Genomic DNA, 15,244 nt, shown 5'->3' with positions numbered 1-15,244 from the left:
CCTGATTATCAGCTTTATTTTATCATTATACCACAATCAGTATATAGTTTAACTATAATCTCTTTTTCGTTTTAGTTCTTTTTGAATTCGCTAAGTGAAAGTCCTTTATTTCTGTCAAGAACCATCTGAGGGCTCCACTCATTTACAAAGATAAGCAGCGGTCTGCCGTTCATATCCTTAATCTTCTTCATGTCAGATGTGCCTACAAGAGAATTCATATCTACATCCTCATTATCAACCCAACGGATGTACTCATAAGGCAGTGTCTCAAGGATAATCTCAACATTATACTCACTCTGAAGTCTGAATTTAAGTACATCAAACTGAAGTACGCCGACAACGCCTACGATGATTTCCTCCATTCCCATGTTAAATTCCTGGAAAATCTGGATAGCACCTTCCTGCGCAATCTGCTCGATACCTTTAACAAACTGCTTACGCTTCATGGTATCGACCTGTCTTACCCTTGCAAAATGCTCAGGAGCGAAGGTCGGAATTCCCTCGTATTTAACAGCATCCTTAGGCATACATACGGTATCACCGATTGAGAAAATACCGGGATCGAATACACCCATAATGTCGCCTGCATAGGCCTCGCTTAATATCTTACGCTCATCAGCCATAAGCTGCTGAGGCTGTGAAAGTCTGAAAACTTTTCCTGACTGAACATGCTTAACTTCCTTATCTGCATCATATCTTCCGGAACAGATTCTCATGAAAGCAACACGGTCTCTGTGAGCCTTGTTCATGTTAGCCTGAATCTTGAAGACAAACGCTGTAAACTCGTGATCAAGAGGATCAATAACCTGTCCCTCTGAATCAGCTCTTCCACTTGGCGGAGTAGCCATCTTAAGGAAGTTATGAAGGAAAAGCTCAACACCAAAGTTCTGAAGTGCAGAACCAAAGAATACAGGTGTAAGCTTACCTGCTCTAACCTCATCGAGGTTGAACTCAGCACCTGCTCCATCCATAAGCTCGATCTCACCCTCAAGATTCTCAAGGGCTTCCTCTCCGATGGTGGAAATAAGCTGATCTCTGTCATCCATGGGAATGATAGTCTCAGTACCTTCCTTTGTTCCCTTCATTGTATCCTGGAAGGTAACTACATGCTTCTTTCTTCTGTCGTAGATTCCCTTAAAGTTCTTACCTGAACCGATAGGCAGATTCATGGGGCATGTAGCGATTCCAAGGTGATCCTCGATATCATCAAGAAGCTCGTAGGTATCCATAGCATCTCTGTCGAGCTTGTTGATAAATGTAAAGATCGGAATATGTCTCATTGTGCAGACCTTGAAAAGCTTCTTGGTCTGGGGCTCAACACCCTTACTTGCGTCAATTACCATGACCGCAGAATCAGCAGCCATAAGTGTTCTATATGTATCCTCTGAGAAATCCTGGTGTCCGGGTGTATCAAGGATATTGATACAGCAATCCTCAAAGTTAAACTGAAGTACTGAAGAAGTAACTGAAATACCTCTCTGCTTCTCTATCTCCATCCAGTCAGATACAGCATGTCTTGCTGTTGCCTTACCCTTAACGGAACCTGCAAGGTTGATAGCTCCACCATAGAGAAGGAACTTCTCAGTAAGTGTAGTCTTACCTGCATCAGGGTGAGATATAATCGCAAAAGTACGTCTCTTATTGATTTCTTCTGTAATCTGGTTGTTACTCATTTTGAACCTTTCTGAAAAACTCTACAAAAACATTGCGCATGGAATAGAATTTCACTTGCGAAATTCCAGCGCGCGAGCAGTATTGCGAAGCAATTAAATACCTAACTGCGAGCTGCGCAAAAGTAAGCGCACCCTTCCTATTTTATGAAAAGGTGCGCATAAAGTCAATTATTATATCAGTTGCCGATTTGTTTTATATTCTTTTATATTCTTTACCACAAAATTATAGCATTGAAGTTCCTTCAAACTCAGGCTTAATTCCGAAGTAATCAAGAACCGTTGCACCGATATCCGCAAATGTGCTTCTGGTTCCGCGGTTACCGGGTTTTACATTCTTACCATACATGATGAAAGGAATATACTCTCTTGTGTGGTCTGTAGTCTTCTGATAGCTGGGATCACAGCCGTGATCTGCAGTCATCATGATGATGTCATCATCCTTAAGCTTAGCTACCATCTCAGGAAGCTTGGTATCGAAATAGTTAAGTGCCTTTGCATAGCCGTCGATATCTCTTCTGTGTCCATAAAGCATATCGAAATCAACAAGGTTAACGAAGCAAAGTCCGTCAAAATCTTTATCCATGTAAGCAAGTGTCTTATCTATTCCGTCAGCGTTACCCTCTGTAAATACGAATTCTGTAAGTCCTTTTCCTTCAAAGATATCGCGAATCTTGCCTACTCCGAGAACGTCCTTGCCTGCAGCCTTGAGCTGATCAAGCATTGTAGTCTTCGGAGGCTCAAGTGAATAGTCATGTCTATGAGGTGTTCTTGTGTAGTTGCCGTTTGATCCTACGAAGGGTCTTGCAATTACACGGCCAACTCCAAGGTCGCCCTGAAGCATCTCTCTTGCAATATGGCAGTACTCATAGAGAGTCTCAAGCGGAACCACATCCTCGTGAGCTGCGATCTGGAATACGCTATCTGCAGATGTGTATACGATAAGGTCTCCGGTTTTCACATGCTCATCGCCATAATCGTTAATTACCTGAGTTCCGGAATAAGGCTTGTTGCAGATAACGCCTCTACCAACTCTCTTGGAAAATGCATCAAGGAATTCCTGCGGGAATCCATTAGGGAACTTGGGCATGGGCTTAGGTGAAATCACACCTGCAATCTCCCAGTGACCAATTGTGGTGTCCTTATCCTTACTTGCCTCCTGGCATCTTGCAAAGCCGGCTGTGGGAGCAGGTACTGCAGGTCTGCAGTCAACACCATCAATGTTAAAAAGTCCCATAGCACCCATATTCGGCATATCAAAGAACTTACTTGTTGCGCAGGCTCTGATTGTGTTTACGTCAAAATCACCATACTCAGCTGCATCCGGTTCCTCGCCAATGCCAAAACTATCTAAAACTATCAAAAAAATTCTTCCCATAAAAGTTTACCTCCTAGGAATAAAATCTATTAATTGAATAAGGGGACGCGAAGTCTCGCATCCCCTTTATTTTACCATAATTTGCCCTCATCCGTCAGCAGAGCTGACACCTTCTCCCACAGGGAGAAGGCAAGCAAAATAATTACTTCTGAGCTACATCCTTCATAGAGAAGCTGATTCTGCCCATACGATCCTTACCAAGGCAAACAACCTTAACTTCGTCGCCAAGTGTAAGAACATCCTCTACATGGTCGATACGCTCGTTAGCGATCTTGCTGATGTGAACCATTCCTTCTTTTCCGGGAGCAAACTCAACGAATGCACCGAATTCCTTAATGCTTACAACTTTACCTGTGAAGATCTGGCCCTTCTCAAAATCAGTTGTAATGATGTTGATCATATCGATAGCCTGCTGCATCTTATCCTTATCTTCGCCGCAGATGCTTACCTTACCATCATCTGTGATGTCGATCTTAACGCCTGTGCGGTCGATGATCTCGTTGATTGTCTTACCTCTCTGACCAACAACATCACCAATCTTATCAGGATCAATCTCGATAGAGATGATCTTAGGAGCGTACTGGCTAACCTCCTTACGAGGCTCAGCAATTGCCTTGCTCATGCACTCATCCATGATGAAGAGACGAGCTTCGCGACACTGAGAAATAGCCTGCTCTACGATTGCCTTTGTAAGACCATGGATCTTGATATCCATCTGGATAGCTGTGATACCTTCCTTAGTACCTGTTACCTTGAAGTCCATATCTCCGAAGAAGTCCTCAAGACCCTGAATATCTGTAAGTACTACGAAATCATCATCTGTATCGCCTGTTACAAGACCACAGCTGATACCTGCAACCATCTTCTTGATCGGAACACCTGCTGCCATAAGTGACATACAAGATGCACATGTGGAAGCCATTGATGTTGAACCGTTACTCTCAAAAGTCTCGGATACGCAACGGATTGCGTAAGGGAACTCTTCCTCTGAAGGAAGTACAGGGAGAAGTGCTCTCTCTGCAAGTGCACCGTGACCGATCTCACGACGTCCGGGTCCTCTTGAAACCTTTGTCTCACCTACTGAATAAGCAGGGAAGTTGTACTGGTGAATATATCTCTTACCTGTAACGAAAGGATCAAGTCCTTCAACCTTCTGCATCTCTGAAAGAGGTGCAAGAGTTGTAACGTCACAGATCTGTGTCTGTCCACGAGTAAACATAGCACTTCCGTGTACACGGGGAATAAGATCGATCTCTGCAGCGAGAGGACGGATCTGATCAAGTGCTCTTCCATCAGGACGCTTGTGATCCTTAAGGATCATCTTACGTACTGTCTTCTTCTCATACTGATAAATAGCTTCGCCAAGGATTGCAAGATACTCCTCGTTGTCAGCGAACTTCTCTTCAAGACGAGCAGTGATGTCAGCGATGTTTGCCTCTCTCTTCTGCTTCTCATCTGTAAATACAGCGTTCTCCATCTCTTCCTGAGGAACAACTTCCTTGATTGCATCAAAGAGCTCCTGAGGAACTGCGCAGCTTGCATACTCGTGCTTCGGCTTACCAACCTCTGCTACGATGCCCTTGATGAACTCGATAAGCTTAAGGTTAACATCGTGTGCAAGATAGATAGCTTCCTTCATCTTATCTTCAGGAACCTCGTTACAGCCTGCCTCGATCATGATAACCTTCTGTCCAACTGAAGCAACTGTAAGGCGCATATCGCCCTTATCCCACTGCTCCTGTGAAGGGTTAACAACGAACTCACCGTCGATAAGACCGATCTGAGTCATAGCGCAGGGGCCATCAAACGGGATATCAGAAATTGATACAGAAACTGATGCGCCAAGCATAGCTACAAGCTCAGGGCGGCACTGTGTATCAACAGACATTACCATTGTCTCAATAGTTACATCATTACGATAATCCTTGGGGAAAAGAGGACGCATGGGTCTGTCTATAACACGGCTTGTGAGAATTGCATTCTCAGAAGGCTTACCCTCGCGCTTGTTGAATCCTCCGGGGAACTTACCGATAGAATAGAATTTCTCACTGTACTCAACACTGAGCGGGAAGAAATCAATTCCGTCCCTGGGCTTGTCTGAAGCTGTAGCAGTACAAAGAACTGTTGTATCGCCGTACTTCATGAAAGCACAACCATTAGCCTGTTTTCCTACCTTGCCGATTTCGATTGTAAGAGTACGTCCGGCAAGTTCTGTTGAAAATGTTTTCATATTAGTCTCCTTCTCGCGCCATCCTCGGGCGCATTAAAATATGTAAATTATTAGTTATTTAATGCCATTAGCCCCTCATCAGTCAGCTAAGCTGACACCTTCCCAATAAATTGCAGGAAGGCATAACAGCATCAATAATTACCAAAATAATTAACATGATAAAATAAAACAAGGCGGAACAAGCCGACTATTTCTAATCGACATCCCCGCCCTATTCTCCTCCGGATATGGGAGCCGTTCCTTACTGCAGGGCAGTTTAAAACGGCACACCCAATCCCATAGGAAATTACTTTCTGAGTCCAAGATCAGCGATAAGCTTACGATACTTCTCAAGGTCCTTCTTCTTAAGGTATGCAAGAAGAGCACGTCTTCTACCTACCATCTTAAGAAGACCTCTTCTTGAGTGGTGATCCTTCGGATGTGTGTTGAGGTGCTCGTTGAGCTCCTTAATACGTGTTGTAAGGATTGCTACCTGTACCTCCGGTGAACCTGTGTCGCCAGCTGTTCTAGCAAACTGATTGATAACCTCTGTCTTCTTTTCCTTTGTAATCATGTTTCTTCTCCTTTATAAATACAATTTGCCGAATACCAGGAAGCGGCTGGAGTAACCATCATCCGAGTATCGGTAATAACATTATCGTTCCTCATGCGAGAAACCAATTGATTTTAACATAGACAGTCATGAATGTAAAGACTCGAAGAAATTTCTACCTGCTTCAAGATCCTGATCAAGCTGAGCCCTTAATGCATCAACTCCTGAAAATCGCTGTTCTTTTCTGTGAAATGTAAGAAGCGATATCTCAAGGTACTTGCCGTAAAGATCAGCATCCAGGTCATAAATATAAGTTTCTACACTTATCTGTCCATTGTTTGATACAGTAGGCCTTAGTCCGATATTTGTCATTCCATTATAGGTCTGTCCATCTATCTCGACCTCTGAAAAATAAACTCCGTTAGGAGGAAGACACTTCTCAGCAGGCGGGAGCAGATTTACTGTGGGAAAACCGATTGTTCTTCCGAGCTTTTTTCCGTGTTCCACAAAGCCACCTACATAGTAGTGTTCGCCTAAAAGCTCCGCAGCTCTCTCCATCTCTGCCTTAAGAATTTCCTCTTTAATAAAGCTTGAGCTTACGTTTCTTCCAAACATCTGAAGCTTTTTTATAGCGTGCGTCCTATAACCAAGCTCAGGTGCCAGTTCATTAAGAAGAGTAAAATTACCTCTTCCCTTATAGCCATAGGATAGATCGTCACCTGCGGCAACATATGCAACATTCATCTGCTCATGAAGAATCCTTCTTACAAACTCTTCTGGTGCAGTATGTGCTGTTTCAAGATTCATTGGGAATTCAACAAGGATGTCCACTCCGAGATTTTCGAACTTACGGCGTTTTTCATCCTTAGTAAGGAGCTGAGTAAGAATCGTCTTTCCAGCCTTGTCAGTATCAGCACCTGTCATTTTTATATGTTCTGAACCATTTGAACCATGAACGGCATTCTGCTTAGTAGCCATCTGTGAAAAGAATACAGCCGGAGGCGGATCGAAGGTAAAGATCGTGGCCTTCATGCCCTGCTGCTTTTTATCAAGAATGTGCTTAAGGAGCTTCTGGTGTCCCATGTGAACGCCGTCAAATTTGCCAATGGCGACGGCTGTCTTGTCTTCTATATGAAATTGTGCGTCGCCTGAAATTATTTGCATTGTTACTCCTATTACCCCTCATCCGGCACTTCGTGCCGCCTTGTCTTCGCTCCGCTTCGGTCCGCGCAAAACAATCGTCCCCCGGACGATTTGCGCCCCCAAGGGGAAGGCTTTATTTAGAAGCCTCTACTATCAGTTCCCCCTCTCAGAAAGGTTTTACTATCTGTTCCCTATCTTAGGAAGGCTTTACTGTTGTGAGTAAAAGAATTTCTCAACCCGGAACTGCCCCGTTCTCTCGTCGCATTTATAAATGCCAAAGAATGTTCCATCCTCGGAATATACTCTGACTCTGGTTCCATCGGCATATAGCTTTTCAGGTTCCACAAAGTCCTGCTCGTCCTCGGGGGCTTCGCTCACGAGATTCTCCACCTTGAAGCTGTTGCCATTTTCAAGCATTCGTCTGAAATCATCTTTTACGATGCAATAGTCAAGATCTCTGAAAAGGCTCTCAGTAGAAGCAACTATCTCATCAACTCTTCCCTCGTCACGTAGCTGCTCAATCTGATCAAGAGTATGAGCCGTCTCAAGATGAAAGCTTCCAACGGCCGTTCTAGTCAGGTGTTCCATGGCAGCGCCGCATCCAAGAGCTTCTCCGATATCATTGCAAAGGGTTCTGATGTAAGTACCCTTAGAGCACTTAACTTCCATGGTGAAAATATGCTCATCTTTTAAGTGGGATTCATCAAGTATAGTGATCGCCTGAATTGTTATTCTTCTTGGCTTTCTCTCAACTTCCTTACCCTGCCTTGCAAGCTCGTAGAGCTTTTTTCCACCTATTTTGATGGCGGAATACATGGGTGGAATCTGATCATACTCACCAACGAATTTTTTAACTGCAGCATGAAGCTGCTCGCTTGTGACGTTCACTTCATTCTCTGAGAGAACACGACCCGACATATCCTGTGTGTCAGTAGTCACGCCAAGTCTGCACACTGCGATGTACTCTTTATCATGATCAGTGAGCATATCACAGAGCTTCGTTCCGTTTCCCACACAAATAACAAGGACTCCGACCGCATCCGGATCCAGAGTCCCTGTATGTCCGATCTTTTTCATTTTTAAAATGCCACGGAGGCGTGCCACAACATCACTTGATGTATAGCCTGCCTCCTTATAAACATTGATCAGTCCGTTATAACTCAAGAAACTACTCCCTTTAATGACCTTTCAATATATTCCGAAAGGCTGTTGATTATATCGTGCTGTGTTCCGTTCATTGTACAGCCCGCAGCTCTGGGATGACCGCCGCCACCGAAAAGCTCTGCAATCTTTGCAACGTTCACTTTTCCCTTAGAGCGTAGGCTTACCTTATATTCAAGGCTTCCAATCTCATACATGAAAATCGCACACTCTGTGCCTGTCGTGAGAAGAAGCTGACTTACTATTCCGTCAAGATCACTGGATTCAACCTGATAGAACTCCATTGTCTGTCTGGAAACAACACTTACCACGCAGTCTCCATGCATGATGCGCATGCTCTCAAGGAGAGCTCTTCCCAAAATCTGATTCTGTACATAAGTCTTCTCATAGAAAACATGATCTATAAGACTCCCAAAATCAAAGCCATAGCTGATAAGATCAGCTGCTACTCTCATAGTATCGGGTGAGGTGTTGTTGTACTTGAAAACACCTGTGTCTGTCACGATACCCATATAGATAGCTTTTGCAATATCAGCATCGAGCTTATCCTTATCAAGACAGTTATAAACAAGTTCTGCAGCAGAGCTTGCTGTAGGAACAATGTAGTTATCATCGCCTGTTCCTGTGTTACTTACATGATGGTCGATATTGATTCTTTTCTTTGCTGCATCAAAAATTGCCTCAGCCTGGCCAAGTCTCTCTTTTCCGCAATCAATCGCAAAGAAAACATCATAGCTGTCTACATCAGTTTTGAACTCAGAGTTCACTTCAGCTGTGGCCTCGATGATCTTATAGCACTCCGGAATCTTCTCAAGAAAACAATCAACTCTGATGCCCGGATAGTTCTTTTTAATATATAGATATAGTGCCATGTTGGAGCCTATGCAGTCTCCATCAGGACGGATATGTCCGCTGATGGCAACGGTTTTGGCTCCGCTTATTATGTCGTCAATTCGCATTATTACCCTCACTCCCCTCATCCGTCTGCTTACGCAGACACCTTCCCCACAAGGGGAAGGCTATAAGAGAAATCCTAATTCTTCGTTAGTATTATTCTATACTATCTTCGTCTGCAATATCCTCTTCAGTCTCGCCTCTTGCTGCCTTGGCTGCTGCGTCCTGTGCTGCTACCTCATCGATCTTCTTGGACATATTGATAGCATACTCAATGGAATCGTCCATGATGAATCTGAGCTCAGGAGTATTACGCATGTTAAGTTCCTTGGCAACTGTACTTCTGATATATCCTGCAGCGGATTTAAGGCCTTCTTCAGTACGAAGTCTGTCCTCATCATTTCCCATAACGGAAACCCAAACCTTGCAGGTCTTAAGGTCAGGAGCAACCTCGACATCCATTACAGATGTCATAGGGCTAATCCTGGGATCCTTACTGAATCTAATCGCTTCAGATATTACCTTCATTACTTCACCGTTAATACGGATATTTTTAATACTGTTTTTTCTCATATTTTGCTCCTTAGTACCTGTAAAGGTACAGGCTGCATTTTTTATTATTAGTTCTTCTTATCAAGTTTCTCACGAGGCACTTCAACCATGATATAAGCTTCAACAACATCGCCTACATTGATTGAATCAAAGCCATCGAATACAAGACCGCACTCATAGCCGTCCTTAACTTCCTTAACGTCATCCTTAAAACGCTTAAGTGAAGCAAGATCACCTTCGAAGATCTGCTCGCCTTCTCTGCTGATACGAACCTTACAATCCTTCTGGATCATACCGTCTGTAACGATAGCACCGGCAATGTTACCAACCTTGGATGCCTTGAACAGCTGACGAATCTCAGCATGTCCGATAACCTTCTCCTCATAAACAGGAGCAAGCATACCCTTCATAGCGTATTCAACATCCTCAATAGCCTGATAAATAACCTTGTAAAGCTTAATCTCAACGCCTTCGTGCTCAGCTGTGCTCTTTGCTACAGCATCGGGACGAACGTCAAATCCGATGATGATAGCGTTTGAAGCAGCTGCAAGTGATACGTCAGATTCAGTGATGGCACCAACACCGCCGTGGATAACCTTAACAACAACCTCTTCATTTGAAAGCTTAAGAAGACTTGCCTTAAGTGCTTCCACACTACCCTGAACGTCAGCCTTGATGATGATATCAAGCTCTTTTAACTTACCTTCCTCAATCTTGGAATAAAGATCATCAAGGGACATCTTAGCCTTAGTCTCCTCGATAAGATCCTTCTTCTGCTGCTGAAGGTATGTGTTAGCGTACTGCTTAGCTTCCTTGTCACTCTGGTGTCCAAGGAATACCTCACCTGCTCCCGGTACATCTGAAAGACCGAGAATCTCCACAGGCTGTGAAGGACGGGCTTCCTTAAGTCTCTTACCCTTATCATCTATCATTGCACGAACCTTACCTGAGCAAGCACCTGCAGAAATGAAGTCACCTACATGAAGTGTACCCTTCTGAACAAGTACGTTAGCGACAGGACCACGGCCCTTATCAAGCTTAGCCTCGAGGACAAGACCTCTTGCCTCACGGTTTGCATTAGCCTTAAGCTCAAGAATATCAGCAGTTATAAGGATTGTATCAAGGAGTACATCCATTCCCTCACCTGTCTTAGCAGATACAGGAACAAACTCTGTAGATCCGCCCCAATCTGTAGCGATGAGGCCGTACTCTGTCATCTCCTGCTTAACTCTGTCAACATTAGCACTGGGCTTATCAATCTTATTTACAGCAACGATGATCTCAACTCCTGCAGCTTTTGCATGGTTGATAGCCTCGATTGTCTGAGGCATAACACCGTCATCGGCAGCAACTACAAGAACTGCGATATCTGTTGAGTTAGCACCACGCATACGCATAGCTGTGAAAGCTTCGTGTCCGGGTGTATCAAGGAATGTGATCTTTCTATCCTGAACCTTGATCTGGTACGCACCGATACGCTGTGTAATACCGCCTGCCTCTTTGTCAGTAACGCTTGTGTCACGGATAGCATCAAGAAGTGATGTCTTACCATGGTCAACGTGACCCATTACGCAGACAACCGGAGGTCTGGGAGTAAGAAGGCTCTCATCCTCCTCTTCCTCCTTAAGGAGTTCTTCGATAACATCGACCTGAACTTCCTTCTCACAGATAATGTCGTAATCAATCGCAATATTCTCAGCATCCTCATATGAAAGCTCTGAGTTAACAGTCACGATCTGACCTGCCATAAAGAGCTTCTTGATGATTGCTGAAGGCTGAAGCTTCATCTTATCAGCGAGTTCCTTGATAGTAAGCTTATCAGGAATTGTAATAACCTTGATCTGCTCCTCAGGCTCCTCTACCTTCTTCACTTCAGGCTTAATGAAGCGACCAACCCTCTTACTTCTGGGCATCATCTCTTCATTCTCTTCATAAATATGATCTTTCTTGGATCTCTTGTCCTTATCCTGCTGGGAAGAACGTCTCTTGCCTTCGCCCTTTCCTTCATTTATAGGAGCTGCCTCAAAGCCGCCTCTATCCTTATTGCCCTTGGAGAAGTCCTTACCTTTACCTCCCTGAGGACGATCATTTCTATCATTGCCGGGTCTTCCCTGAGCGCCCTGTCCGGGTCTTGCTCCCATGTTCTGACCGGGTCTTCCCTGTCCGGGACCTCTTCTGTCGTTCTGTGAACCTCTGCGCTGCTGTCCGCCCTGATCTCTGTTGTCACGGTTATCACGGCTGCGAAGCTCTCCGCCACGATTCTCGCGATTGTCACGATTATCACGGTTGTCGCGATTATCGCGGTTATCTCTGTTATCGCGATTCTCATTCTGATTCTGAGGCTTAGGCTGTGTCTCAGCTACAGGCTTAGCAGGTGCCGGTGCAGGCTGCTGTACAGCAGGCTTCTTTGCAGGCTCTGTCTTAGGTGCTACAGTCTCAGCCTTAGCAGGCTTGGATGCCTGTTCATTATATTTAGGTATCTCTGTGTTATATGATTCAAGCTGTGACGGTGCTGTCAAAGGCTTGATCGGATGATACACGTTCTGTGAGCGGGCAAATGTACCCTGCTTCTGGCCACCACGATTGTTATCATGATTCTGGGGCTTTCCCTTGCCACCACCCTGACGGTTATTATTGTTATTCTGATTTTGGAAGTTGCCGCTCTTGGAGTTATTGGGATTGGTTACGAAGATGATGTTTTTCTTCTTCTTTACCGCGCCGTCTCCCTCGGGCTTCTTCTTAAGGGGCTTTACAGCCTTCTGATCAGCGGACTCAGGTTTAGCCTTAGGAGCTTCTTCCTTTACAGGAGCCTGTTCCTTCTCCTTTTTCGCATCTGCATTTCCGCTTCCGAAGTGTTTCCTTACTTTTTCCGCATCATCGTCTTCGATTGAACTTGTTGATCTCTTTGCAGCCTCAACACCCTGATCCTGCAGGAATGCTACAAGCTCCTTACTTTCAACACCAAGTTCCGAAGCGAGTTCGGCTATTTTAATTTTCGACATTCGCATTTCCTCCGTACAATTCATCTACGCGTAAGTTCTTCTGAAAGCTTTTTGCAAATCCGTCATCCGTGATCGCAACACTCGTTCGAACTTCTTTACCGATCGCATGTCCCAACTTCTCTTTGTCCCCAAACATGAAAATCGGCACCTTATAATAATCACATTTATCCCGGAATTTCTTGCCTGTATTATCAGATGCATCTCTGCTCACAATAACCATACAGGCCTTCCCGCTCTTTATGGCATTCTCCACCGCAAACTCACCGCTTACGAGTTTTCCTGCCTTCTGACATAATCCGAGCAGAGAGTAAATCTTATTTTCATCCATTTACCTCAAGCTCCTTTTTTAACTGTTCCAAAGCTTCCTCCGGAACGCTGACTTTAAGTGACCTCTCAAGACCCTTTTTCTTTATGGCCTTCTCCAGGCACCCCGCTTCCCTGCATATATAAGCGCCTCTGCCGTTAGCACGTCCTGTGGGATCTAAATGAATCTCACCATTCGTATCACGGATCACGCGGATCAAGAATGCTTTTTCCTTGCTCTCTCCGCATCCGACGCATTTTCGCATAGGTTTCTTTTTTTCCATAATTATCCTTTATACAAAGTAATATATAGTTGAAATAGGATTATTCCTCATCAGCAGACTCTTCATCATCTGCGGGCTCCTCAGCCTCTTCAGCTTCCTCGTACTCGCCCTCTTCGTACTCAACTTCCTCGCCGTTCTCGTACTCGTCATCATCGTATTCTTCTTCATCATCCATATAATCTTCAATACGGAATCCGGGAGCATCCTTAGCCTGAGTCTCAGACTTGATATCGATCTTATAACCTGTAAGACGTGCTGCAAGTCTTGCGTTCTGTCCTTCCTTACCGATTGCAAGTGAAAGCTGATAATCAGGAACAACGACCTTAGCACTCTTTTCATCAGGATCAGCAAAAACTGCTACGATCTTAGCCGGTGAAAGTGCATTCTGAATAAGGTTTCCGGGGTTCTCATCCCAGTTAACGATATCGATCTTCTCACCATTGAGCTCATCAACGATGAGGTTAACTCTGCTACCGTTTACACCTACGCATGCGCCTACAGCGTCAACGTTAGGATTGTTGGAGTAAACAGCAATCTTAGTACGGTTACCTGCCTCACGGGCAATGCTCTTAATCTCTACTGTTCCATCCTGAATCTCAGCAACTTCCTGCTCAAAGAGTCTCTTAACGAGATCGGGATGTGTACGTGAAACAAGAATTCTGGGACCCTTGTTACCGTTTCTAACCTCAAGGATATATACCTTAATACGCTCAGTGGGACGATAGTGCTCAGTCTTAACCTGCTCGTTCTCATTGAGCATTGCATCTGCCTTACCAAGGTTGATGCTGATATTCTTACCGATAAATCTCTGAACCACACCGGTTACGATGTCATGCTCGTGCTCGTAATACTCGCTATAGATCGCATCCTTCTCCTCTTCACGGATTTTCTGAAGGATCACGTTCTTAGCGTTCTGAGTTGCAATACGTCCAAACTCCTTAGAGTTGAGTGATACAGCAACTACATCGCCGATCTGCGCTTTGGGATCGATCTTGTGTGCATCATCAAGACAGATCTCAAGAAGAGGATCCATAACATCATCCTCGAGCTCAACAACCTCTTTATCTGCGAAGCATCTGAAATCGCAGGTATCGCGGTCAACCTCTACGCGGATGTTCTCAGCTCTGCCAAAGTTGTTCTTGCAGGCAGTGATGAGAGAATTCTCGATAGCATCAAACAGAGAGTCTCTGCTAATGTTTTTCTCCTTCTCAAGCAAATCGAGTGCGTCCATCAATTCTTTACTCATAGTTTTTTTCTCCTTGATCTATGAAAGTTTAATCTATCAAATGTATTTATGCCCTCATCCGGCACTTCGTGCCACCTTCTCCCTAAGGGCGAAGGCATATTAAAAGTCAAGCGTAAGCTTAACGCTAGAAACTTCTTTTCTTATAAAGGTCTTATCTCCGGTAGCCATCTCAATGGTGATCGTATCGGAATCATACCCTTTAAGCTTTCCGGTGAATTCCTTGGTTCCGTCAAGCGCCTTGTAAAGCTTGACATCAACCTCCAGCCCTAAGCTGTTTTCAAAATGTCTGTCCTTCTTAAGTGCTCTTCCAAGTCCGGGGCTGCTAACCTCGAGGATATACTCCTCATCGATAAAATCGTGCTCATCAAGAGCATCGGAAAGCTCATGGCTGACATCTACACATTTGTTAATATCAACTCCGCCGTCCCTGTCAATGAAAGCTCTTAAGTACCACTGTCCCGCCTCCTTGACGAATTCAACGTCGTAGATTCGGACTTCATTTTTCTCAGCGATAGGCTTTAACAAAGCTTCTGTCTTGTTTTCTATTTCTTCTCTTCGTGACATTACAGTCCTTTCAATATGAAAACAGTAATTTGAAATCTCATAGAAAAAGTGGGCTCTTGCAAGCCCACTTCTAGTCTGAATTATTATTTAGTTACAAGTGTAATATAGCACCACTACAGTATTTCGTCAACCCTTGTTTGTCTAATAGCTTATGAAAGCTGCAAATGTCAGCCCATGTCCCGTTAATCAGTTCTGTAATAAGGGCTTAACGGTCCTCTCCATTGCCTTAAGTATTGTATATGTAAGGAATGTGTCAACCGGAAGCATGCACGCATTCTTCACCAC

General features: G+C 44.4%; 13 protein-coding genes. All 13 read right to left on the bottom strand.

Features of this window, described 5'->3' with window-relative positions:
• Positions 1–71 precede the first annotated feature (71 nt).
• On the bottom strand, positions 72–1,673 hold the full coding sequence (locus G586_RS0108935) for a peptide chain release factor 3 (protein ID WP_026527496.1): 1,602 nt from the start codon (positions 1,671–1,673) through the stop codon (positions 72–74).
• A 223-nt stretch (positions 1,674–1,896) separates the two neighbouring features.
• Complete coding sequence (locus G586_RS0108930; RefSeq protein WP_026527495.1) at positions 1,897–3,048, bottom strand: phosphopentomutase; 1,152 nt, start codon at positions 3,046–3,048, stop codon at positions 1,897–1,899.
• A 142-nt stretch (positions 3,049–3,190) separates the two neighbouring features.
• Complete coding sequence (locus G586_RS0108925; protein ID WP_026527494.1) at positions 3,191–5,278, bottom strand: polyribonucleotide nucleotidyltransferase; 2,088 nt, start codon at positions 5,276–5,278, stop codon at positions 3,191–3,193.
• A 286-nt stretch (positions 5,279–5,564) separates the two neighbouring features.
• On the bottom strand, positions 5,565–5,831 hold the full coding sequence (gene rpsO / locus G586_RS0108920; RefSeq protein WP_026527493.1) for a 30S ribosomal protein S15: 267 nt from the start codon (positions 5,829–5,831) through the stop codon (positions 5,565–5,567).
• A gap of 126 nt (positions 5,832–5,957) precedes the next feature.
• Positions 5,958–6,974 carry a bifunctional riboflavin kinase/FMN adenylyltransferase gene (ribF, locus tag G586_RS0108915; protein WP_026527492.1) on the bottom strand — a complete coding sequence of 339 codons (1,017 nt, stop codon included), beginning with the start codon at positions 6,972–6,974 and terminating at the stop codon, positions 5,958–5,960.
• A gap of 186 nt (positions 6,975–7,160) precedes the next feature.
• Positions 7,161–8,117, bottom strand: coding sequence for a tRNA pseudouridine(55) synthase TruB (gene truB / locus G586_RS0108910; RefSeq protein WP_035772866.1), 957 nt, complete (start codon positions 8,115–8,117; stop codon positions 7,161–7,163).
• Positions 8,114–9,073 carry a DHH family phosphoesterase gene (locus G586_RS0108905; RefSeq protein ID WP_196811565.1) on the bottom strand — a complete coding sequence of 320 codons (960 nt, stop codon included), beginning with the start codon at positions 9,071–9,073 and terminating at the stop codon, positions 8,114–8,116. The genes truB and G586_RS0108905 overlap by 4 nt, the downstream gene beginning before the upstream one ends.
• A 91-nt stretch (positions 9,074–9,164) precedes the next feature.
• Positions 9,165–9,581, bottom strand: a complete 417-nt coding sequence (rbfA, locus tag G586_RS0108900) for a 30S ribosome-binding factor RbfA (protein ID WP_026527489.1) — start codon at positions 9,579–9,581, stop codon at positions 9,165–9,167.
• Positions 9,582–9,628: 47 nt separating this feature from the next.
• Positions 9,629–12,562 (bottom strand): translation initiation factor IF-2, encoded by a 2,934-nt coding sequence (infB, locus tag G586_RS0108895; protein WP_081674297.1) that lies wholly within the window; start codon positions 12,560–12,562, stop codon positions 9,629–9,631.
• Entirely contained in the window at positions 12,549–12,890 is a 342-nt protein-coding gene (locus G586_RS0108890; protein WP_026527487.1) for a L7Ae/L30e/S12e/Gadd45 family ribosomal protein, read from the bottom strand. Before G586_RS0108890 ends, infB begins: the two co-directional genes overlap by 14 nt.
• On the bottom strand, positions 12,883–13,149 hold the full coding sequence (rnpM, locus tag G586_RS0108885) for an RNase P modulator RnpM (protein ID WP_026527486.1): 267 nt from the start codon (positions 13,147–13,149) through the stop codon (positions 12,883–12,885). The genes G586_RS0108890 and rnpM overlap by 8 nt, the downstream gene beginning before the upstream one ends.
• 40 nt (positions 13,150–13,189) lie before the next feature.
• Positions 13,190–14,395, bottom strand: a complete 1,206-nt coding sequence (gene nusA / locus G586_RS0108880) for a transcription termination factor NusA (RefSeq protein WP_026527485.1) — start codon at positions 14,393–14,395, stop codon at positions 13,190–13,192.
• A 99-nt stretch (positions 14,396–14,494) separates the two neighbouring features.
• A complete protein-coding gene (rimP, locus tag G586_RS0108875) occupies positions 14,495–14,959 on the bottom strand; it encodes a ribosome maturation factor RimP (protein WP_026527484.1) in 465 nt (154 codons plus the stop codon).
• Between the last annotated feature and the right edge of the window lie 285 nt (positions 14,960–15,244).

This window comes from Butyrivibrio sp. VCD2006, assembly GCF_000423925.1.
Taxonomy (GTDB): domain Bacteria; phylum Bacillota; class Clostridia; order Lachnospirales; family Lachnospiraceae; genus Butyrivibrio.
Note: the sequence above shows the minus strand (reverse complement) of the source record. Positions and strands in the feature narration are given on the sequence as shown.